Source organism: Phaeobacter inhibens DSM 16374, from assembly GCF_000473105.1.
Lineage (GTDB): Bacteria > Pseudomonadota > Alphaproteobacteria > Rhodobacterales > Rhodobacteraceae > Phaeobacter > Phaeobacter inhibens.
Genome location: NZ_KI421498.1, coordinates 2,481,121 through 2,502,832, shown reverse-complemented (window position 1 = coordinate 2,502,832; position 21,712 = coordinate 2,481,121). Strand labels below are relative to the sequence as shown.

Genomic DNA, 21,712 nt, shown 5'->3' with positions numbered 1-21,712 from the left:
TACATCGCCAATACCACACAGGATCCCGTGATGCCGCATTTCCAGATCGAATATTCTGCCAACCTTGAGGAGGCGTTGGACATGACGGCACTCTGCGAGGCACTCCGTGCCGAAGCGGCGCAGATCGAGACCTTTCCCACCGCCGGGATCCGTGTTCGGGCTGTTCGGGTGGACCATGTGGCGATGGCGGATGGCAATCCGGCGCACGGGTTCATTGACCTGTCCATCCGCCTGCGTGCCGGGCGCAGCCAGGCGGTCAAGAAAGACGCCACTGCGCGCGTATTTTCTGTGCTTTGCGATTTTGCCCGCACCGCGATGGAGAGCCGCCCCATCGCGCTCTCAGCGGAGATGCGCGACATCGACGCTGAGCTCTCGCCCAAATTCGGAAACATCCGCGACCATATGGAGGACAAGGCATGAGCCAGCTCGACAGCAATATCGGCAAATTGGAGAGCTATCTTGCGCGGTTCCGCGACACAGGGATCCGGAATCGGATCGCAGGCGCGGATGTGGCCGGAGGGGCTGGCGTGTTCCAGACCATATCCCCGGTCGACAAAAGCGTGATCTGTGATGTGGCGCATGGGACGGCGGCTGACATTGATGCTGCTGCTCAGGCTGCGCGACAGGCCTTCGCGGAATGGCGGGATCTGCCTGCGGTCCAGCGCAAGAAAATTCTGATCCGCATTGCAGAGGGCATTGAGGCGCGTGCAGAGAAGATTGCACTCTGTGAATGCTGGGATACCGGCCAAGCCTACAAATTCATGTCCAAGGCCGCCCTGCGCGGGGCCGAGAATTTTCGCTATTTTGCTGATCAGGTGGTGCAGGCCCGGGACGGGCAGCACCTGCAATCCCCGACGCTGATGAATGTGACCACCCGTGTGCCTATCGGCCCGGTTGGGGTGATCACCCCCTGGAACACGCCCTTCATGCTCTCGACCTGGAAGATTGCGCCGGCGCTTGCTGCGGGATGCACGGTTGTCCACAAACCCGCCGAAGCGTCGCCGCTGACAGCCCGCCTGCTTGTCGAAATCGCTGAGGAGGCCGGCCTGCCGCCGGGAGTGCTGAATACGGTCAACGGGTTTGGCGATGAGGCGGGCAAGGCGCTTTGCGAACATCCGGCGATTAGGGCCATCGCCTTCGTCGGGGAGTCGCGCACCGGCAGCCTGATTACCAAACAGGGCGCAGACACACTGAAACGCAACCATCTCGAATTGGGCGGCAAAAACCCTGTCATCGTTTTTGAGGATGCAGATCTTGAGCGCGCTCTGGATGCAGTGATTTTCATGATCTACTCGATCAACGGGGAACGCTGCACCTCCTCGTCGCGGTTGCTGATACAAGACAGTATAAGGGACGATTTTGAAGCCCGGCTGATCGAGCGCATCAACAATATCAGGGTTGGTCACCCGCTGGACCCCACGACAGAAATCGGGCCGCTTGTCAGCGAAGAGCATTTCAACAAGGTCATCAGCTATTTTGACATCGCGGCAGAAGACGGCGCAACAATTGCGGCTGGCGGTGAGACCGTAGGCGAAGAGGGGTATTTCATAAAGCCCACCCTGTTCACGGATGCGCGCAATGACATGCGTATCGCTCAAGAGGAGATCTTTGGCCCGGTGCTGACATCGATCCCGTTTACCACCGAAGCAGAGGCGCTGTCGCTGGCCAATGACACGGCGTATGGGCTTACCGGCTATCTCTGGACCAACGATCTGACACGGGCGCTGCGCTTCACCGACAGGCTGGAAGCGGGCATGATCTGGGTGAACTCAGAGAATGTGCGCCATCTGCCAACGCCCTTCGGTGGCGTCAAAGCCTCCGGCATCGGTCGCGACGGCGGCGATTGGTCGTTTGAATTCTACATGGAGCAAAAACACATCGGTTTCGCCACCGGCTCCCACAAGGTTACGAAGTTAGGAGCGCTCTGATGCCTGTCCCAGCCCCAAATCTCTATCCCGACTTCAACACGATCCGGCTCAGCCATGTCTGCCTGAACGTCAAGGATCTGGCTGCCTCGCAAAAATTCTATACCGAGATCCTTGGCCTGCGGGTCAGCGATGCGGATGAAAACCGCATCTATCTGCGCGCGATGGAGGAGCGCGGCCATCACTGCGTGATCCTGCAACAATCAGATCAGCCGGGCACGGTTGAGGTGATGGGGTTCAAGACCTTTGACGAGGAGGATCTGGACCGCGCCGACGCCTATTTCCGCAAGAAAGGACGGCCAACCGAATGGGTGCAGCGCCCGTATCAGGGGCGTACACTGCTGACTTCGGACAACATGGGTATTCCGCTGGAATTCTACCACAAGATGGACCGGCTGGAGCCGATCCACCAGCAATATGCGCTCTATCGTGGTGTGAAACCTTTGCGGATCGATCATTTCAACTGCTTCAGCCATGATGTCGATGCCTCGGTCGCCTTCTACAGCGATTTCGGCTTTCGGGTGACGGAATATACCGAAGACGAAGACAGCAAGAAACTCTGGGCGGCCTGGCTGCATCGCAAAGGTGGCGTGCATGACATGGCCTTCACCAATGGCACCGGCCCGCGTATGCACCATGTGGCTTTCTGGGTGCCGAACCCGCTCAATATCATCGACCTGCTCGATTTGATGGCGACCACCGGCTATGTGACCAATATCGAACGCGGCCCCGGTCGACATGGCATTTCCAACGCTTTCTTCCTTTATATCCTCGATCCCGATGGCCACCGGATCGAAATCTACTGTTCCGATTATCAGACCGTCGATCCCGACCTTGAACCGATCAAATGGGATCTGAAGGATCCGCAGCGCCAGACGCTCTGGGGGGCGCCGGCCCCGGAAAGCTGGTTCAAACATGGCAGCAGTTTTGTCGGCGTCACGCCGAAGGAGTCGGAGTTACAAGCCAGCCCGATCATCGCGCCATGAAGTTAGCAAGTTACAGCGCCGCCGGGCAGGCTTTCTACGGGGCCGCAACCGATGACGGGATGATCGCGCTTAGCCCGGACTTCCCGCAATGGCCGACCCTGCTGGATGTGGTGCGCGATGGCGGGCTGGATCAGCTGATTGCCACGGCCGAGAGCAGATCCGTCACCCACACAGACGTGCAGTACGACATGGTGCTGCCTAATGCGCGGCGGATCCTCTGTGTCGGCGTCAATTTCCCAGACCGCAACGCCGAATACAAAGACGGCAGCGAACAGCCGAAATACATGTCGCTGTTCCCCCGGTTTGCCAGCGGCTTCACCGGCCACAATCGCCCGCTCATCCGCCCCCCCGAAAGCCATATGCTCGATTATGAGGGCGAGGTGGCGATTGTCATCGGCAAAGGCGGGCGGCGTATCGCACAGGCCGACGCCTATGACCATATCGCCGCGCTCACCATCTGCAACGAAGGCACCATCCGCGACTGGGTGCGCCACGCGAAATTCAACGTCACCCAGGGCAAGAACTGGGACAACTCCGGTGCCATCGGCCCTTGGCTGGTGCCGTTCCGGGACCCGGTGCAGCTGGATGACGCGCGGATCATCACCCGTGTGAACGGGGATGTCAGGCAGGACGATGTCCTGTCGCGCATGATGCACCCGATCCGGCGGGAAATCGAATATATCTCCACCTTCATGACGCTTGAGCCGGGCGATATTGTCGTGACCGGAACCCCCACCGGGTCCGGCGCACGGCTGGATCCGCCGCAGTTCCTGAAACCCGGCGATGTGGTTGAGGTCGAAGTGACGGGTATTGGCATTCTCAGAAACACGATTGAGGACGAACAGTCATGACGCCGCAGGACCATGCGCAGGCCGCTGCGGATTTATTACATGCGGAGAAAATTGGTCGGCAGATCGGGTTGCTCAGCTTGCGGCACCCGGAGATGGGCATGGACGATGCCTATGCCATCCAGACAGCGATTCATCAGGCTAAGCTGGACCAAGGACGTCAGGTCATCGGGTGGAAAATCGGGCTCACGTCCAAGGCGATGCAATATGCCCTGAATATCGACATTCCAGACAGCGGTATCCTCTTTGATGACATGCTGTTTGCCGATGGTGGGCGTGTTCCCAAGGGCCATTTTATCCAGCCGCGGGTAGAAGCGGAAATCGCCTTTGTCATGAAAACTGCGATTGGCGGCAGTGGTGTCACTCGCACCGACGTTCTGACCGCCACCGATTATGTTGCGCCCGCTCTCGAAATTCTCGATGCCCGCATAGAGCGTCAGGACCATGCCACCGGGCAGAGCCGAAATGTCTTCGACACCATTAGCGATAACGCTGCCAATGCAGGTATCGTGCTGGGCTCTCAGCGCCATGCGGTCGACGCATTTGATCTGCGTTGGGTCGGGGCGATCACCAGTCGGAATGGAGAGGTTGAGGAGACCGGTCTCGGGGCTGGCGTGCTCAACGATCCGGTCGAAAGCGTAGTCTGGCTGGCCCGCCGCATGGCGCAATATGGCCAGCGCATCGAACCTGGTCAGATCATCCTGTCGGGCAGCTTCATCCGCCCTGTCGAATGCCCCTCTGGCACAGATATCGCTGCGGATTTCGGGCCCTTCGGCGCAGTAGAGATTGGCTTTGCATAAACGCATCTGATGGCCGATGGCGATCTGCGTTGCCTTGCTGTCTCAGTCGAACTTTCCCGAGGGTATCTCTGCCTGCGTGCACACCGGGCTGCGTGTCACGGCGCGCCGGTCGGGGCGCACCCAAGGATGGGTTTGTTGTTCTTCAGATGCCGCGCCACCAGCTGGCGTTGCTGTCTGCCGCTGGGGATCGGGCAGGCTGACCGGGCTGCGGTCTGTGCAGCAAGCAACTCGGGAAACAGCAAGGTAATTTCCTCATAGGCCTCCGGGGACAGGGCTTTCAGCGCCTCGGCGCCGGTGAACAGACTTTCGGTCGGGGCCCCTTCGGCGAAGATCACCTCGTGTTGGTCGCATAGCAGGTGGAAATACTCGACCGGCTCTCCGCTTGGTTCGACAAAAATACCGGGAAGTTCAGTCAGGCGCACTGCGGCCACCAGGACCTCAGGGGCAACAAACATCCGCTCCGAGATTTTCGACGACACCAGCATCCGGTGCTGCCGCGACACCAGAAGATCGCGCTCCGGCAATCCATGCCCCAGCGCACCGGCGGTGATTCTGACAGGTCGCAGCTTGGGGTTGTCCGCCACCTCAGCGGCCGACAGCTTGCGGCTCATCACCATGCGCAGCGGACGATAGCTGCCGTCCGCGACCAGAACGCGATCCCCGGCAACAAGGGCCTCAACCGCGATCCGGCCACGATCCGTCTCGATCAGCGTGCCGCGGGCAAAACAGGTGATGTTGGAATAATTCCAGCCCGAAGTATGGTTCTGATAGCTGCCCAGCGTCGCGCCGACCGTAAACTCAGAATCCGGCCCGGGCACGAAATACCAATTGCCACCGGTATTGAAGAAATAGAAAGTTTCAATATGGGCGGTGCCGCCAGTATCGGTGAAGGAAACATTGATCGCATAAGGCGTACCCGCAGATCCGCCGAAGGCGCCGCCATTGATGCTGATGCTTTCATTGCCGTCGCCCCCCCCCTGATAACTCGCGTCGTCATCGTCCAATGTGGCGGTATAGGAGGTGTTGTACTGGGCGTTATAGCCAGTCCCGCTCCACCTGAAGGCTGTGACTGTATACTGTGGCATCGCGCTACCCTCGCGATCCGGTATCGGCGGTGTCCCCGCCCGACAGAGACTGATCCGACAGCGATTGGAACAGCTGGCGCAGACCGGCTGGGGTCAATTTGTACTGAATTGCATCGGCGCCCAGTTCAGCCTCGACCGGCTGACGCTCCGCCGGATCAACCTCAATCCCGTTGCGGGACTTCAGTTCAGCGCAGAATGCGGCATTCTTGCTAATCGCCATTAACCTCGGCTCACTCTTCAGGCAGGACTATCTACCACCTTAGGGCAGTGCGCCGTTTCTCCAAACACATTATCGATTTACGCCACCGCCCGGCTATCGCTCGGACGGCAACTGACCCTGGGGAATTTAACCGGGCTATTGCATGGCGACAATGGGGGCGCATGTCTTCGCGCAGGACTGTTGCGCCCGGGTTCTGTGCCGGACGTTCACGTCGGGCACCAGACACAGGTTCCGGGCCTTGCGTCAGGATCAGCGCAGCGGCAGATGACCCAGATGATCCTCGCCGCGTTCCCGCGCCAGTTTCATCTGTTTCTGGCGTTCCCGGAACCGGGCCTTGTCGGCCTCTGAGGTTTCATCGATACAGAGATGGCAGGATACGCCCTGTTCGAAGGCTGGGTTCGCCTTATCTTCGGGCAGAATGGGACGGCGGCAGCCGTTACACAGCTCATGTGGGCCTTCCTGCAATCCATGGCCAACGGAGACCCGGCTGTCAAAGACGAAACAGTCGCCATTCCAGCTGCTGTCTTCTTTCGGCATTTCCTCAAGATAGCGCAGGATGCCACCTTTCAGGTGATAGACATCCTCGACGCCCTGACCAATGAGGAAATTGGTGGATTTCTCGCAGCGGATGCCGCCGGTGCAGAACATCGCAACCCGCTTGTTGTGAAACCGGTCCTTGTTCTGTTCCCACCAGGAGGGGAATTCGCGAAAACTCTCGGTCTTCGGGTCGATGGCACCCTCAAAGGTGCCGATGGCGACCTCGTAGTCATTGCGGGTGTCGATCACCACCACATCGTCCGAGCGGATCAGGTCGTTCCAGTCTTCCGGCTCCACATAGTTGCCGACGCGGGCGCGCGGATCGATGTCCGGCTGGCCCATGGTCACGATCTCTTTTTTCAGCCGCACCTTCATCTTGCCAAAGGGCGGCTTATCGCTGCTGGCTTCCTTCCATTCCAGATCGCTGCATCCCGGCAGTGCCCTGATATGCGCCAGCACCGCATCAATCCCGGCCCGCGGGCCGGCGATGGTGCCATTGATCCCTTCCTGAGCCAGCAGCAGGGAGCCTTTGACCTGCTGTGTATCGCAAAGCGTCAGCAGCGCCGGTTTGATGGCGGCAGGATCGTCGAAACGGGTGAAGTGGTAGAGCGCAGCAATCGTATACATGGCGCCGCTTTACACCAAGCAGACAAGCCGCTGCAAGATGGCGGGCCGCGACATCGGTGCAGCTTTGTTGACGGGTGGGTTTGCGACGCGTACCCCTGTTACCAAAGTTGCGGAGACCCTTATGACCAAAGCCTTGATCGTGATTGATGTGCAGATGGACTTTTGCCCGGGCGGCGCTCTGGCGGTGCCGGAGGGGGATCAGGTTGTGGCCCCGATCAATGCGATGATGGCGCAATATGATGCGGTTCTGATGACCCAGGATTGGCATCCCGGCGATCACAGCTCGTTTGCCTCGCAACATCGCGATGCCGCCGAATATGATATGATCGAGATGCCCTATGGCCCACAGGTCCTGTGGCCGGATCACTGTGTGATCGACAGCGCAGGCGCCCAGTTCCATCCGGATCTGGACCTGCGCGGGGATCTTATCCTGCGCAAAGGTTACCGGCGTGAGATAGACAGCTATTCGGCGTTCTTTGAGAATGACCAGAGCACGGCAACCGGCTTGCACGGTTACCTGCAGGAACGCGGGATTTCGGATGTGACGCTGGTTGGGCTGGCGACTGATTTCTGCGTTGCCTTCTCTGCGCTGGATGCCGCGCGGCTGGGATATGATGTGACGGTTGACCTGACGGCCTGCCGGGCGATTGATCTGGATGGGTCACTGGCGGCGGCCATATCGAAGATGCAGACAGCTGGCGTGCACCTGAGGGATGCCCTTGGGTAAGTTGTTAACGAATTGACGATAATAACAGACTCGTCGTCATCAGGGACCTAGCAAGCAGATGTCGCAGGCCGATGCGCTCAAAAACGGGCCATTAGAAACCTACAACAGGCGATACAGCCAGCGCGGGCTGCTCAACCGGTATGCGGATGGGCGGCGCCAGTACTTTGTCTATCGCCAGATGACGATGGCGGGGCTTTCGGCGCTGATCGGGCTGCTGACCTTTCCGCTGGTTGGTTTGCTGGTCTTTCTCGTTGCCTTTTTTGGGGACATGCTGGACACGGTCTACCTCGCCCGGGCTACGCCCATAGGGGAGAATGGGCGCTTTCGGCAGGTGCAGGTGATCAGTGGGATCACCGCCGCAATTCAGGCCCTGTCACTCGCGTTTTTGGCCTGGTCACCATCGGTCTTCATGCATTCTGCCGATCACCTGCATCAGGCCCATGCCACGCCGCTTTTCACCGTAGGTATCCTGATTGGTGCGGCCATCAATGCCACCGTGATCCTGCCCTACAATGTGCCTGCTGGTATCACGCGGCTGGCAGTTTATGGCCTGACGCCGCTGGTCGCGATCACGCTTGAATCCATCATCGAAACCGGCGGCGGTATGGATGAGGTACAACTGTTCCAGATCGCGGGTCTGGGGGTGCTCTACTTCAGTGTCTTCTTCTTCGTCAGTTTCATCGTCGGTCGTTACAACCGCAGCCGCAAGAATACTCTGGCCATGGCGCTGCAGCATAAGCAGCTCGCTCAGATCAATGCGAAGCTGCAGGCCCAGCAACTGCAATCCCAGCGGCTGGCTCTGGTGGCGGAAAATGCCAATGACAGCGTGTTTCTCATGGATGAGAAAGGCCGGATCAGCTGGGTGAATGAGGCGTTTACCCGGATCACTGGCTATCGCTACGATGAGGCGATCGGCAAAATGCCGGGCGCGTTGCTCAACGGGGATGACACCGATATGGCGGTGGTGCGGGCGCTGGAGAAGGGGCGTGCCACTGGCAAACCCTTCCGGCTGGAGATCTGCAACCGGCGCAAGGATGGCCAGCTGCTCTGGCTGGAGACCAATCAGGTGCCGATGTTGCGCGACGATGGCACGGTGGAAACCATCATTGCCGTCGAACGCGATGTCACCGCCGCCAAACAATATGAACAGCAGCTGAAAGATGCCCGGATCGCGGCGGAGGAGGGCGCCCGGGTGAAATCCGAATTCCTCGCCACCATGTCCCACGAAATCCGGACCCCGATGAATGGTGTCATCGGCATGGCGCAGATGCTGGAACGCACCCAGCTGGATGAGGAACAGAAACTCTATGCCGACACCATCCTCGGCTCGGCCCGTACCCTTCTGTCGTTGATCAACGATGTGCTTGATCTGTCGAAGATGGACGCCGGCGAGGTGATCCTCAGCGAGGTGGATTTCGATCTGCCCGCCTGTTTCCAGCAGACCCTGCAGCTGTTTGAACCGCAGGCACAGGAGAAGGGCATCACCCTTGATCTGAATATTGCACCCGACGTGCCGCGCATCATCAACGGCGATGACCGGCGCCTGCGTCAGGTGCTGCTGAATCTTGTCGGCAATGCGGTGAAATTCACCGACACCGGCGGCGTAGGGGTCGCAGTCACGACCAGCCGGGTGGGCGACAGATTGCGCCTGCGCTTCTCTGTGACCGATACCGGCATCGGCATTGCCAAGGAGAAGCAGGATCAGATCTTTGAACGCTTCTCTCAGGCGGATGCGGCCATCACCCGACGGTTCGGGGGCACTGGTCTGGGTCTCACCATCTCGCGCCTGCTGTGCGAGGCGATGGGGGGCGAGATCGATGTCACCTCGGACCCGGGCAAAGGGTCCTGTTTCTCGGTGCATCTGCGGATGCAGCCCGCCACCGGGGCCAACCTCGCCGAGGTTGCGGCCAGCGCCCAGCAGGCGGGCCGGTCCCTAGAGGGGATGCGCATCCTCGTGGCGGAGGACAACAGGATCAACCGCCTTCTTGTGGAGAAATACCTGCAGGATGAACCTGTGACGCTCGAATTTGCCGTAGACGGGGCGGAGGCGCTGGAGAAAACGCCTGATTTTGCCCCCGATGTGATCCTGATGGATATGTCGATGCCGGTGATGAACGGGCTGGATGCCACCCGCAATATCCGCGAGATGGACATTCGTCAGCCGGTGATCGCGGCGCTGACCGCCAACGCCTTTGACTCCGACCGTGAGGCCTGTCTGAAGGCAGGTATGGATGATTTTCTCAGCAAACCGATCAATCGCGATGATCTGCTAGCGGTCCTGCGCAAACATTGTCCGGCAGAGGGACGCAGCGCCGCGGTCTGATTTCCTTTGCTCCCGGCTGCGGGCTGTTTTATCAACCATTGAAACACGATGGATGAGGCCGCCTGTGGACATTGCAACCCGCGTCTATAACCACAAGTGGAAGATCGATCCGATCGTGCGATCCCTGATCGACACGGATTTCTACAAACTGCTGATGTGCCAGTCGGTGTTTCGCAATCATCGCGACACCCATGTGCGGTTTTCACTTATCAACCGTTCCAAACATATCCCGCTGGCGGATCTGATCGACGAGGGAGAGCTGCGCGAGCAGTTGGATCACATCCGTTCCCTGTCGCTGTCTCGCGGCGAGAGCACCTGGCTGCGCGGCAACACCTTTTACGGCAAACGTCAGATGTTCCGCTCTGATTTCATGGAGTGGTTCGAGGGGCTGCGCCTGCCGCCTTACCATCTGGAACGCAAGGGCGATCAATACGAACTGACGTTTGAGGGCAAATGGCCCGAGGTCATGCTCTGGGAGATCCCCGCTCTCTCTGTACTGATGGAGCTGCGCAGCCGGGCGGTGATCAACAGCATGGGCCGGTTTGAATTGCAGGTGCTTTACGCCCGCGCTATGACCCGTGTCTGGGAAAAAATCGAACAGCTCCGCGACATCGACGGCCTCAGCATCGCCGATTTCGGCACCCGCCGTCGCCACGGGTTTCTCTGGCAGGATTGGTGCGTGCAGGCCATGATGGAGGGGCTGGGCGACAAATTCACCGGCACCTCCAACTGCCTGATCGCGATGCGTCGCGAGGTGGAGGCCATCGGTACCAACGCGCACGAACTTCCGATGGTTTATTCCGCGCTGGCGGAGGATGACGCGGCCCTAGCGCAGGCGCCTTACGATGTGTTGTCCGACTGGCATGATGAACATGAGGGCAATCTGCGCATCATCCTGCCCGACACCTATGGCACCAGGGGTTTCCTTGATCGCGCGCCGGACTGGCTGGCGGGGTGGACCGGCATCCGTATCGACAGCGGCGATCCGGCCAGCGGCGCGGAAACCGCCATTCGCTGGTGGCAGGACCGCGGCGAGGACCCGCAGGACAAACGGGTGATCTTCTCCGATGGGTTGGATGTGGCCAAGATCAAGGAACTGCACGCGCAGTTCTCCGGCCGGACCAAAGTGTCCTTTGGCTGGGGAACCCTGCTGACCAATGACTTCCGTGGATTGGTGCCAGATGATGCGCTGGCCCCCTTCTCGCTGGTGTGCAAGGCCGTATCCGCTGACGGCAACCCCACGGTGAAACTCTCCGACAACCCGGAAAAGGCGATGGGTCCGGCGGCCGAAATCGACCGCTACAAACGGGTGTTTGGTGTGGGAGAGCAGCAAAGCCAGGCGGTAATTGTCTAGCAATACTTCGCGTATTTTGCGGCCTGTCTGGCAAGGTTCCCAACAAGTTGCGGCAACAGGTCTGCCCCAATGTTTCGCACGCGAAACAATTGGGCAGACCCTATGACCTAAACGTCGGGGTCAATCTAGCCGTGATAAGCCGCGACAGTTTTCAGCTGCGAAAACCCATAAAGCGCCTCAAAGCCCTTCTCGCGTCCGTGGCCGGATTTTCCGACCCCGCCAAAGGGCAATTCAACCCCGCCGCCTGCACCATAGTTGTTGAGGAAGACCTGACCCGCGCGCAGGCGTTTGGCCAGCCGCATCTGGCGGGCGCCGTCACGGGTCCAGATGCCCGCAACCAGCCCGTAGTCGGTGCTGTTGGCGATCCTGACCGCCTCTGCCTCATCTTCAAAGGGGATCAGCACCTGCACCGGGCCAAAGATTTCTTCCTGCGCCAGCGGATGATCTGCCCCAACATCGGCAAACAGGGTTGGGCGCACATAGGCGCCCGTGTCGCTGGCCTCCTCGCTCAGCACGCCCTGGCCCGCGATGGTCAGGTCCGCGCCCTTGGCCAGATAACCCTCGACGATTTCTTTCTGGCGGGTTGAAATCAGCGGTCCCAGACGCAGGTCGGACAGGGCCGGCCCCACGGTCAGCTGGCTGTAGGCCGCGGCCATCGCGGCGCGCACCTGATCGTAGACACCCCGCTGCACCAGAATACGCGAAGCGGCGGAACAGGTCTGGCCTGCATTCTGGATCCCTGCGTTCACCAGAAACGGCAGGGCGGCCTCCAGATCGGCATCGTCAAACACCAGCTGCGGGGACTTGCCGCCCAGCTCCAATGTGACCGGCACCACATTGGCCCCTGCCGCCTGCTGCACCAGCGCGCCGGTTCTGACCGACCCGGTGAAGGAGATATGATCAACGCCCGGATGCCCCGCCAGCGCCGCGCCAGCCTCGGCGCCTATGCCCGGAACCACGTTCAGCGCCCCTGCGGGCAACCCGGCCTCCACCGCGATCTGGGCAAAGGCAAGCGCGGTCAGGCAGGCTTCCTCTGCGGGTTTCAGGACACAGGCGTTGCCCATGGCAAGCGCCGCCCCGACAGAGCGGCCAATGATCTGCATCGGATAGTTCCAGGGCACGATATGCCCCGTCACCCCATGCGGTTCGCGCAGGGTGTAGACGGTATAACCGGCCTGATAGGGGATGGTCTCGCCATGCAGCTTGTCCGCCGCGCCTCCGTAGAATTCCAGATACCGCGCCAGCGCCACCGCATCCGCCCGCGCCTGTGTCAGGGGCTTGCCGACGTCCATCGCCTCCAGCTGGGCAAGGGTATCGACACGTTCCAGCACCATCTGGCCCATCCGGGTCAGGAGCCGCCCGCGTTCCGTCGCGGTCATCCCGCCCCAGGGACCATCCAGAGCGGCGCGGGCGGCCGCAACAGCGGCGTCAATATCGCGGGCGTCACCGCGCGCGATCTGGCAGAGGGGGCTGCCATCCGACGGGTTTGTCAGCGGCAGGGTTCCTCCACCGGCAGGCGCCTGCCAGCTGCCATCAATCAGGCAGAGTGCAGGATCAAACCAAAGAGGTGCTGCATCAGTCATTCTGGTCTCCTGCAATGTAGAAACTGTAGCTCTTGACCTGATGGTCGGTGAAGGGCGCGCCGTCGCGCAGTTGCTCGACCCCCTTGAGGGCGCTGAGACAGGTGCCCCAGAACGCCACCGCATTGGGCGAGCCTGCGGAAATCCCCATGCGCCAATAGCCGGGAAATTCGGCAAAGATCAGGCTGGCGGCCGCATGGCCGTGCCCCAGCCTGCGATAGGCGGGATCAATGGCAAACTCCGACAGCTCACGGCGATCATCAGGCAGGTTGAGTACGATGGCAAACCCGATGCGGTCCTCCTCCTGACGGATCCAGAAAGCGGTCACATCCTTGCGGTGCAGCATCTGGCCTGCACGCTCGCTCGGGTCGATCCGCAGGTTTGGGGCAATTTCGGAGTAATACCGCGTCAGCGCCGCTGCAAGTCGCGCCCGTTCGCGCGGCAGGATCAAGGTCAGTCGAAAGCTCATGCCGCCCCCGTTGCCAGATCGGGCAGCACCGGGGCGGCGGCGATCAGGGATGTTGTGTATGGATGCTGCGGGTCTGCAAAGAGGTCTTCGGTCTTGCCGTATTCCACGATCTGACCTTTTTGCATGACCAGACAGCGGTCGGTCATGCTGCGCACCACATGCAGGTCGTGGCTGATGAACAGATAGCTGAGCCCATAGGCGCTGCACAGCTCGGCCAGCAGGTCAAGGATCTGCGCCCGCACGGAGACATCCAGTGCCGAGACCGCCTCATCAAACAGGATCAGCTCCGGCCGGGTGATGAGCGCACGGGCAATGGCGATGCGCTGACGTTGGCCGCCGGAGAACTGGTGAATATAGCGACCTGCATCATCGGGGTTGAGGCCAACGGCACTTAGCGCCTCAGCCACGCGGTCGTCCCGCTCCTGCCCGGTTGGGGCATCAGGAACCCCGTGGAAAGGTTCGGTGATCAGCCGTGCCACCCGGTGCCGCGGATTGAAGCTGCCGAAGGGGTCCTGAAACACCACCTGCATCTTGCGCCGCTGCTCAGCGGTCAACCCTTTGCCCGAAAGCGGGGTGCCATCCAGCAGGATTTCTCCGCCTTGCAGCGGTTCCAGCCCCAGAATGGCGCGGGTCAGGGTGGATTTCCCGCAGCCCGATTCCCCGACCAGCCCCAGCCGCTCGCCACGATGCAGGGCAAAACTGACGTGATCCACCGCGCGCATCTGTTCGGCGGGTGCAAACAGACGTTTGCGCGGCAGGGGATAGTCACGCACCGCGTTGCGCACCTCCAGAAGGGGCGTGTCCTGCGGATCCGTTGTCTTGGCGGTGGGCAGGTCGGCCTGATGGTTCGAGGCGGCAAAGAGTTTCTGAGTATAGGGATGGCGACGATTGGCAAGGAGCTGTGCCGTGCTGCCGGTCTCGACCACCTCGCCCTTGCGCATGACGATGATGCGATCGGCCATATCGGCGACAACCGCCAGATCATGGGTGATGATGATCATCCCCATCCCGTAGTCCCGCACCAGATCACGCAGCAGATCAAGGATCTGCGCCTGCGTTGTCACATCCAGTGCGGTGGTCGGTTCATCCGCTATGAGGAGCGCCGGCCGCATGGCGATGGCCATGGCGATCACCACCCGCTGGCGTTGGCCACCGGACAGCTCATGCGGATACCGGCTGAGCGGGAATCGTTCAGCCGGCAGGCCGACCCGGTCCAGCAGGCTGCGCGCCTCGGCCTCGGCTTCCGCCTTGGTGGCGCTGCTGTGCAGCAGGAGGGTTTCCATCACCTGATCGCCGATGCTCTGCACCGGGTTGAGCGCGGTCATCGGTTCCTGAAACACCATGCCGATTTTGCGCCCGCGCAGATCGCACATCTGTTCCTCGCTCAGCGACAGGAGATCCTGGCCCTCAAGGCTCAGATGCCCGGAAAGGCGGGTGCAATTGGGCAAAAGGCGCAGAATGGTCAGCGCGGTCAGGGATTTGCCGGATCCGCTTTCACCAGTGATGGCGAGGATCTCGCCGGGGTCCACCGACAGGGAGACATCCCGCAGGATCGGAAACGCTCCGATGGAGAGCGACAGGTTGGTGATCTCAAGCAGGGTCACGCGCGGCCCCCCTGCAATTTGGGGTCCAGCCAGTCGCGCAGCCCGTCGCCCATCAGGTTGAGGCCCAGAACGGTGAGGATGATCGCGCAGCCCGGCACCAGCGCCATATGGGGGGCGAGGCTGACCATGGTCTGCGCGTCCGCCAGCATCCGCCCCCAGCTGGGCAGGGGTGGCTGTGCGCCAAGGCCGACGTAGCTGAGCCCCGCCTCGGCCAGAATGCCAAGCGAGAACTGGATGGTGCCTTGCACGATCAGCAGATTGGCGACATTGGGCAGGATATGTTCGGCGGAAATCCTTGCCGCGCCCTTGCCTGCGACACGGGCGGCCAGAATGAACTCCCGCTGCCAGAGCGACAGCGCCGCGCCACGGGTGACGCGGGCAAAGACGGGGATGTTGAAGATGCCGATCGCAATGATCGCATTGATCGCACCGGCACCGAGGATCGCGGTGATCAGGATGGCAATCACCAGCGACGGGAAGGCAAAGACGAGATCATTGGCCCGCATGATGCCTTCGTCCAGCCAGGAGCCACGTTTGGCTGCAGCGGCCAGGCCCAAGGGCACACCAAGCCCTATGCCGATCCCCACCGCCACCAGCGCTACCGCAATCGAGGTGCGCGCGCCGACCATGATCATCGACAGGATATCGCGGCCAAAGTGATCCGTGCCGAGCCAGTGTATGGCGTTTGGGGCTTGCAGCTTGGCGGGGATATTCATCGCGGCATGGTCGTAAGGCGTCCACATAAACGACAAGAGAGCCGCCAGCAGAACCAGCGCGGACAGGATTCCGCCAAGGATGAGGCTACGGGTCATCGGGCGCCTCGCAATCTCGGATCGACCAACGCATAGGTCAGATCGACCAGGAAGTTTACCAGGATCACCGCAAAGACCAGAAGCATCACGACGCTTTCCACCACGATCAGATCACGAGCGGAAATGGCCTGAAACACCAAGCGTCCGAGACCGGGCAGGTAAAACACCTGTTCAATGATAATCGCGCCTGCCAACAGAAAGGAAAACTGCAACCCGATGATGGTCAGCACCGGGATCAGCGCATTGCGCAGCCCGTGCCGCCACAGCGCCTGCCGCTGGCTCAGCCCCTTGGCGCGGGCGGTGCGGATGAAATCTTCGCCCAGAATATCGAGGAGAGCCGAGCGCATGACGCGGGCCAGAATGGCCGCCTGCGGCAGGGCAAGCGCAATGGCGGGCAGTGTAAGGGAGTGCAGCGCGGCCAGCGGCCCGGCCTCCCAGCCGACAAACCCGCCGGCACTGAACCAGCGCAGATTGATGGCAAAGACCAGAACCAGCATCATCGCAAACCAGAAGTTCGGGACCGCGACGCCCAGCTGGGTTGCGCCCATGACGGCGATATCGCCGGTTTTGCCGCGGCGGGAGGCGGCGTAAATGCCAGCGGGCAGGGCAATCAGCGTCGACAGCGTCAGGGCGTAGATCGCCAGCGGCAGCGAGACCCAGAGCCGATCTGCAACCATCTGCGCAACCGGCGTGCGATAGGTGTAGGAAGTGCCGAAATCGCCCTGCAACATACCTGTGAACCAGCTGATGTAGCGGCTGAATTTCCCCTCATCCAAGCCCAGCTCACTGCGCAGGGCAGCGATGGTATCAGGTTGCGCGTTGATCCCCAGCATGAAGGACGCAGGATCCCCCGGCGCGATCTCAATCACGAAGAAGATCACCCAAGAGGCAATCACAAGGCTGACGATCAGCGACAGCAGGCGTTTGGCGAAGTAGCGTCCCATTGGCGGCAGGTTAGGGGTGCGCTGGACGCGGGTCCAGTGCGGCTGGACCCTGAGCTGGAGAAAACGGCAAAAACATTTATTTCCCAGCGCCCTAGCATGACCGTAAAAGGCGAAGCTGTGCGGCTATCGCGCGGCTGTTGCTGCTGTTGGATCTGCGGGGTTTGGCGCAGCACTGTTCCGCGCTATCTCTGGGCGCATGACACAATTCACTGCTGCTCCCACTCGGCCTGCCACCGCTGATACCGCCACTCTCTTCGGCCCGCTGGAGGCGCCGCTGTTCATCGGCTCGGAGATCTATCGCGGGTCCAGCTATGGGCGGATGCACCCGTTGCGGGTGCCGCGGGTATCCACGGTGATGGATCTGACGCGGGCGCTGGGCTGGCTGCCTGCGGCGCAGTATCAGACCTCGCCGCGGGCGAAACCGGCGGCGCTGGAACGCTGGCACAGCCCGGAATACATCGCGGCACTGCAAGCGGCTGAGCGAGCGCAGGCGGTGAGCGAAGAGGTGAAGGCGCGCCACCATATCGGGACCATTTCCAACCCGGTGTTCCCGGAGATATTTCGCAGACCCGCCACAGCTGCAGGTGGGTCGATCCTCGCGGGGGAGCGGTTGGCGCAAGGGGGCGTGATCTACAACCCGGCGGGGGGCACGCACCACGGGATGCCGGATCGGGCCAATGGGTTTTGTTATCTCAATGATCCGGTGCTGGCGATGTTGTCGCTGCGCCATCATGGTGCAAAGCGGATTGCCTATGTCGATATTGATGCCCATCACGCGGATGGGGTCGAGCATGGCTTTGCCGGCGATCCGGATGTGCTGATGATCTCAACCCATGAGGAGAACCTCTGGCCCAAGACGGGGCAGCTGGCAGATGATGCCGGCGGTAGCGCGCTGAACCTGCCGGTGCCGCGTGGGTTCAATGATAGTGAGATGGCCTATATCCGTGAGGAGCTGATCCTACCTGCGGTGGCAGATTTTGCGCCTGATGCGGTGGTCCTGCAATGCGGGGCGGATGCGGTCACCGAGGATCCTTTGGCGCATCTGGATCTGTCGAACAATGCGCATTGGTCGGTGGTGGCGGCGCTGCGGTCGCTTGCGCCGCGCTATCTTGTGCTGGGCGGCGGTGGCTATAACCCCTGGTCTGTCGGGCGGCTTTGGACCGGGGTGTGGGCGGTGTTGAACGGGCATGAGATCCCCGACCGCCTGCCTGTCGAAGCCGAGGAGGTTCTGCGGGGGCTGGAATTCAAGGGGCACCGTCTGGGGCGTAACCCGCCGGAGCATTGGTTCACCACACTGCGCGATGACCCGCGTTCCGGTCCTGTGCGGGAGCAAATCCGCGAGGCTGTGACGCTGCTGCGCAGGCGGCGGGGGCTGCGCTGAGGCCTGACCAAACGGCAACAGCGCCCCGGTACGGGGCGCTGTTATATGGTCTCTAACACTAGGAAAACGGCCTATTTTGCCCAGCTGACCGCTGTCAGATCGGTGGCCTGTGTCGGTGCGTTGGCCCAGAGCCCTTGCAGATCCGCCTTGGCCACGCTGAGTGCGGCGAGCTGGAACAGGAAGCCGTTCACATAGTCATTGGCAATGATCTCTTGCGCCTGTTGCAGCATCTTGGTGCGGGCGTCGGGATCGGTGGTGCCGGTCAGCTCTGCCATCAGATCCTGGAAGGCGGCGTTGTCATACTGGAAGTAGTAATCGGGCCGGGCGTAGATGCCGATATCCATCGGTTCGGTGTGGCTGACGATGGACAGGCCAAAATTCTTGCCCCGGAACACGGTTTCCAGCCACTGCGCCCATTCGACATTGATGATCTCGGCGGTGATGCCAACCTCGGCCAGTTGGGCGGCGATGATCTCACCACCCCGGCGCGCGTAAGAGGGCGGCGGCAGGTGCAGTGTGGTGGTAAAGCCATCGGCCAGACCGGCCTCGGCCAGAAGGGCGCGGGCCTTCTCCGGGTCATGGGCGCTGGTGCCGGTCAGATCGACATAGGCCGGGTTGTGGGGCGCAAAATGGGTGCCGATCGGGGTGCCGTAGCCAAACATCGCGCCATCAATGATGGCTTGGCGATCAATCGCATGGGCGACTGCCGCGCGGACCTTGGGGTTGTCGAAGGGCGCCTGTTTGTTGTTGATCGACAGAATCGTCTCACCCTCGGTGGAGCCAACAAGAACCTGGAACCTTGGGTCGGCCTCAAACTGGGGCAGGTTCTCTGGCGCGGGGAAGCCGGAGAAGGCATCCACATCCTCAGCCATCATCGCGGCAAAGGCGGCGGTCGGGTCAGAGATGAATTTAAAGGTCGCCGCGCTGAGCGCCGGGGCCTCACCCCAGTAATCCGGGTTGCGGGCAAGATCGATGCGGTCGCCCTGCACCCAGTTGGTGAAGGTGAAGGCGCCAGTACCGACGGGGGCGGTCTTGATCGTGTCGATTGTTTCGGGGGCCACGATGACCGCATCCCCCCATGCGAGGTTGAACAGAAGGTTGCCGTTGGGCTGTGACAGAGTGAGCTTCACCGTCAGCGGATCAACGACATCCACACTGGCGATATCGGCAAACAGTGCTTTCTGAGCGTTTGTGCTATCCTCGGCGCGGGCGCGGTCGAGGCTGAATTTCACATCCTCGGCGTCCATCGTGGTGCCATCATGGAAGGTTACGCCGTCTTGCAGGGTGAAGGTATAGGTCAGCCCATCCTCTGAGATCTCCCAGCTTTCGGCAAGGCCCGGCATAACCGAGCCATCGCCCATGAAGCGGGTGAGCCCCTCGAAGACGTTGGAATAGAGCACCTGATCAATGGCGCCCGCAGCGGCGCTGGTGGGGTCAAGATGCGGCGGTTCCAGCTGAAGGGCCACGGTGACGGTGTCGCGCGCGGATGCGGCCCCCGCCAGAATGGCCAGTGCGGAACTGGCGGCAAACAGGAATGGCAGTCGTGTCATCGGTGGTGTCTCCCTCTGGTGGTGGCCGTATTTTGTGACCTTTAGGAAAACTGTTCCGCATTTTCCGTCAGGTAATCAAGGTTGACGGGACATTTCGCCCCCTAGAAGCGCGCAGCGTAAATTGCTAGCGGTGCGCAATGCGAACGGAGAGGACAGCATCATGAGTGCAACGGCCCGCAAAATGGCACCCAATGCCGAGGATATTCGCGCCCGCAAAGGCGGCACCCCGCTGGTGAGCCTGACCGCCTATACCACACCGATGGCGCAATTCATGGACGGTCATTGCGATTTTGTGCTGGTTGGTGACAGCGTCGGGATGGTGCTGCATGGCTTGCCCTCGACGCTTGGCGTCACGATGGAGATGATGATCCTGCACGGGCAGGCCGTGGCGCGTGGGTTGAGCCAGGCGATGATGGTGATCGACATGCCCTTTGCCAGCTATGAGGAGGGCCCGCAGCAGGCGTTTCGCAATGCCGCCCGGCTGATGGCGGAAACCGGCGCAGGAGCGGTGAAGCTGGAGGGGGGTGTTGAGATGGCGGAAACCATCCGCTTTCTCGTGAAACGTGGCATTCCGGTGATGGCGCATATTGGCCTGACGCCACAGTCGATCAACACGCTTGGCGGCTATAAGGTGCAGGGCCGGGACGCGCAGGCCGATGCCGTGCTGGCGGATGCCCATGCGGTGGCGGATGCGGGCGCGTTTTCCGTCGTGCTGGAGAAGGTGCCGCAGGGGCTGGCCGATCGGATCACCGCTGAGGTGGCGATTCCGACCATCGGTATCGGGGCCAGTGCTGGCTGTGACGGCCAGATCTTGGTTGTGGATGACATGCTGGGCTTTTTCATCGCCTTTAAACCGAAGTTCGTGAAACGCTATGCCGACCTCGGCCCCTTGGCAGAGGCCGCGATTTCCGAGTATGCAGCCGAGGTGCGCACGCGCAGTTTCCCGGCGCCCGAACATGTGTTTGCAGACCAGGCCCCGGTTGCCGCCAAGACGGCAGCGCCTAAGGCCCCGCAAAAGGACTGACCCCATCATGACTGCCCCGATTCTGCGCCGCCTGAGCGATTTGCGCGCGTTGCATTCCGACTGGCGCCGCGAGGGTGCCCGTATTGGTCTGGTGCCCACAATGGGTGCGCTGCACGAGGGCCATCTGTCGTTGGTCGCTGCAGCCAAGGCTGCCTGCGACCGGGTGATTGTCACGATTTTCGTGAATCCTAAGCAGTTCAACAATGCCGAGGATCTGGCGAAATATCCCCGCACGGAACTGGCGGATGCGGAAAAGCTGGCCCCCTATGGGGTCGATGCCATCTATGTGCCCGACCCGGATCAGATTTACCCCGAAGGCTATGCCACCACTGTGTCGGTGGCGGGGCTGACGGATGTGCTGGAGGGCGAGTTTCGTCCGGGTCATTTCGATGGTGTGGCCACGGTGGTCGCCAAGCTGTTCCTGCAAAGTGGTGCAGATCACGCGTTTTTTGGCGAGAAGGACTATCAGCAGCTGATGGTGGTCACCCGCATGGCGCGGGATCTGGATATTCCCATCACCGTGCAGGGTTGCGCTACCGTGCGCGAGGCCTCCGGGCTTGCCATGTCCTCGCGCAATTTGCGGCTGTCACCTGAGGCGCTGGGCAAGGCTGGGCAGCTTTATCCGGTGCTGCGGGATCTGGCCGATCAGCTGCAGACGGGGGCGGCTTTTGAAGATCTCCTCCCAGCGGCCAAGGTGCATCTGGCAGAGGCCGGGTTTGGTGAGCTGGAATACCTGGATCTGCGCTGCGCCGAAACGCTGGAGCCTTTGTCGCGCCCTGATCGTCCGGCCCGTCTGCTGATCGCGGCATGGCTGGATGGCATCAGGTTGATCGACAATATCGCGGTTGGTCAACTAAATGATTAGTAGGGGCTGGTAGCGATAGCACTTTTGCGTCTAATCTCTGCCCCAAACGAC

20 protein-coding genes are annotated in these 21,712 nt (G+C 61.2%); 11 read left to right on the top strand and 9 right to left on the bottom strand.

The window, feature by feature from the left end; genetic code table 11:
- The first annotated feature begins 30 nt into the window (after nt 1–30).
- Genes INHI_RS0115715 through hpaH form a run of 5 tightly spaced genes read left to right on the top strand, consistent with a single transcriptional unit; the run spans nt 31 to nt 4,559 of the window.
- Entirely contained in the window at nt 31–420 is a 390-nt protein-coding gene (locus INHI_RS0115715) for a 5-carboxymethyl-2-hydroxymuconate Delta-isomerase (protein ID WP_014881316.1), read from the top strand.
- Nucleotides 417–1,928, top strand: a complete 1,512-nt coding sequence (gene hpaE / locus INHI_RS0115710; protein ID WP_027248245.1) for a 5-carboxymethyl-2-hydroxymuconate semialdehyde dehydrogenase — start codon at nt 417–419, stop codon at nt 1,926–1,928. The genes INHI_RS0115715 and hpaE overlap by 4 nt, the downstream gene beginning before the upstream one ends.
- Nucleotides 1,928–2,911, top strand: a complete 984-nt coding sequence (gene hpaD / locus INHI_RS0115705) for a 3,4-dihydroxyphenylacetate 2,3-dioxygenase (protein ID WP_027248244.1) — start codon at nt 1,928–1,930, stop codon at nt 2,909–2,911. Before hpaE ends, hpaD begins: the two co-directional genes overlap by 1 nt.
- The gene (locus INHI_RS0115700; RefSeq protein ID WP_027248243.1) at nt 2,908–3,762 is read left to right on the top strand and encodes a fumarylacetoacetate hydrolase family protein; all 855 of its coding nucleotides are present in this window, start codon (nt 2,908–2,910) and stop codon (nt 3,760–3,762) included. The genes hpaD and INHI_RS0115700 overlap by 4 nt, the downstream gene beginning before the upstream one ends.
- Nucleotides 3,759–4,559: a 2-oxo-hept-4-ene-1,7-dioate hydratase gene (gene hpaH / locus INHI_RS0115695; RefSeq protein WP_027248242.1), complete on the top strand. Its 801-nt coding sequence runs from the start codon at nt 3,759–3,761 to the stop codon at nt 4,557–4,559. The genes INHI_RS0115700 and hpaH overlap by 4 nt, the downstream gene beginning before the upstream one ends.
- 95 nt (nt 4,560–4,654) lie before the next feature.
- Here the strand turns inward: hpaH and INHI_RS0115690 are convergent, their stop codons facing one another.
- From INHI_RS0115690 to trhO, 3 genes are all read right to left on the bottom strand, one after another.
- Nucleotides 4,655–5,644, bottom strand: a complete 990-nt coding sequence (locus tag INHI_RS0115690; RefSeq protein ID WP_027248241.1) for a Hint domain-containing protein — start codon at nt 5,642–5,644, stop codon at nt 4,655–4,657.
- Between the two features lie 4 nt (nt 5,645–5,648).
- The gene (locus INHI_RS0115685) at nt 5,649–5,864 is read right to left on the bottom strand and encodes a hypothetical protein (protein WP_254656893.1); all 216 of its coding nucleotides are present in this window, start codon (nt 5,862–5,864) and stop codon (nt 5,649–5,651) included.
- A gap of 249 nt (nt 5,865–6,113) precedes the next feature.
- Nucleotides 6,114–7,028: an oxygen-dependent tRNA uridine(34) hydroxylase TrhO gene (gene trhO / locus INHI_RS0115680; RefSeq protein WP_014881310.1), complete on the bottom strand. Its 915-nt coding sequence runs from the start codon at nt 7,026–7,028 to the stop codon at nt 6,114–6,116.
- A 121-nt stretch (nt 7,029–7,149) separates the two neighbouring features.
- On the opposite strand from trhO, the gene pncA reads away from it, so the two are divergent.
- From pncA to pncB, 3 genes are all read left to right on the top strand, one after another.
- On the top strand, nt 7,150–7,755 hold the full coding sequence (pncA, locus tag INHI_RS0115675; protein ID WP_027248240.1) for a bifunctional nicotinamidase/pyrazinamidase: 606 nt from the start codon (nt 7,150–7,152) through the stop codon (nt 7,753–7,755).
- A gap of 58 nt (nt 7,756–7,813) precedes the next feature.
- Nucleotides 7,814–10,078 carry a PAS domain-containing hybrid sensor histidine kinase/response regulator gene (locus INHI_RS0115670; protein ID WP_027248239.1) on the top strand — a complete coding sequence of 755 codons (2,265 nt, stop codon included), beginning with the start codon at nt 7,814–7,816 and terminating at the stop codon, nt 10,076–10,078.
- A 64-nt stretch (nt 10,079–10,142) separates the two neighbouring features.
- Nucleotides 10,143–11,432, top strand: coding sequence for a nicotinate phosphoribosyltransferase (gene pncB, locus INHI_RS0115665; protein WP_027248238.1), 1,290 nt, complete (start codon nt 10,143–10,145; stop codon nt 11,430–11,432).
- A gap of 125 nt (nt 11,433–11,557) precedes the next feature.
- Here pncB and INHI_RS0115660 read toward each other — a convergent pair whose 3' ends face one another.
- From INHI_RS0115660 to INHI_RS0115640, 5 genes are read right to left on the bottom strand one after another with little or no spacing between them, the layout of a single operon-like run.
- Nucleotides 11,558–13,015, bottom strand: coding sequence for an aldehyde dehydrogenase family protein (locus INHI_RS0115660; RefSeq protein ID WP_027248237.1), 1,458 nt, complete (start codon nt 13,013–13,015; stop codon nt 11,558–11,560).
- A complete protein-coding gene (locus INHI_RS0115655) occupies nt 13,008–13,481 on the bottom strand; it encodes a GNAT family N-acetyltransferase (protein ID WP_014873211.1) in 474 nt (157 codons plus the stop codon). The genes INHI_RS0115660 and INHI_RS0115655 overlap by 8 nt, the downstream gene beginning before the upstream one ends.
- Nucleotides 13,478–15,085 (bottom strand): ABC transporter ATP-binding protein, encoded by a 1,608-nt coding sequence (locus INHI_RS0115650; RefSeq protein WP_027248236.1) that lies wholly within the window; start codon nt 15,083–15,085, stop codon nt 13,478–13,480. Before INHI_RS0115650 ends, INHI_RS0115655 begins: the two co-directional genes overlap by 4 nt.
- Complete coding sequence (locus INHI_RS0115645; RefSeq protein ID WP_027248235.1) at nt 15,082–15,897, bottom strand: ABC transporter permease; 816 nt, start codon at nt 15,895–15,897, stop codon at nt 15,082–15,084. The genes INHI_RS0115650 and INHI_RS0115645 overlap by 4 nt, the downstream gene beginning before the upstream one ends.
- Nucleotides 15,894–16,841: an ABC transporter permease gene (locus INHI_RS0115640; RefSeq protein ID WP_027248234.1), complete on the bottom strand. Its 948-nt coding sequence runs from the start codon at nt 16,839–16,841 to the stop codon at nt 15,894–15,896. Before INHI_RS0115640 ends, INHI_RS0115645 begins: the two co-directional genes overlap by 4 nt.
- Before the next feature lie 196 nt (nt 16,842–17,037).
- Between INHI_RS0115640 and INHI_RS0115635 the strand changes: the two genes are divergently transcribed.
- A complete protein-coding gene (locus INHI_RS0115635; protein ID WP_027248233.1) occupies nt 17,038–18,222 on the top strand; it encodes an acetoin utilization protein AcuC in 1,185 nt (394 codons plus the stop codon).
- A 71-nt stretch (nt 18,223–18,293) separates the two neighbouring features.
- On the opposite strand, the gene INHI_RS0115630 is transcribed toward INHI_RS0115635, so the two are convergent.
- Nucleotides 18,294–19,772 carry an ABC transporter substrate-binding protein gene (locus INHI_RS0115630; RefSeq protein WP_027248232.1) on the bottom strand — a complete coding sequence of 493 codons (1,479 nt, stop codon included), beginning with the start codon at nt 19,770–19,772 and terminating at the stop codon, nt 18,294–18,296.
- Between the two features lie 160 nt (nt 19,773–19,932).
- On the opposite strand from INHI_RS0115630, the gene panB reads away from it, so the two are divergent.
- Together panB and panC are read left to right on the top strand one after the other, a co-directional pair.
- Nucleotides 19,933–20,796, top strand: a complete 864-nt coding sequence (gene panB / locus INHI_RS0115625; protein ID WP_027248231.1) for a 3-methyl-2-oxobutanoate hydroxymethyltransferase — start codon at nt 19,933–19,935, stop codon at nt 20,794–20,796.
- Between the two features lie 7 nt (nt 20,797–20,803).
- Nucleotides 20,804–21,661: a pantoate--beta-alanine ligase gene (panC, locus tag INHI_RS0115620; protein ID WP_027248230.1), complete on the top strand. Its 858-nt coding sequence runs from the start codon at nt 20,804–20,806 to the stop codon at nt 21,659–21,661.
- The last annotated feature ends 51 nt before the right edge of the window (nt 21,662–21,712 follow it).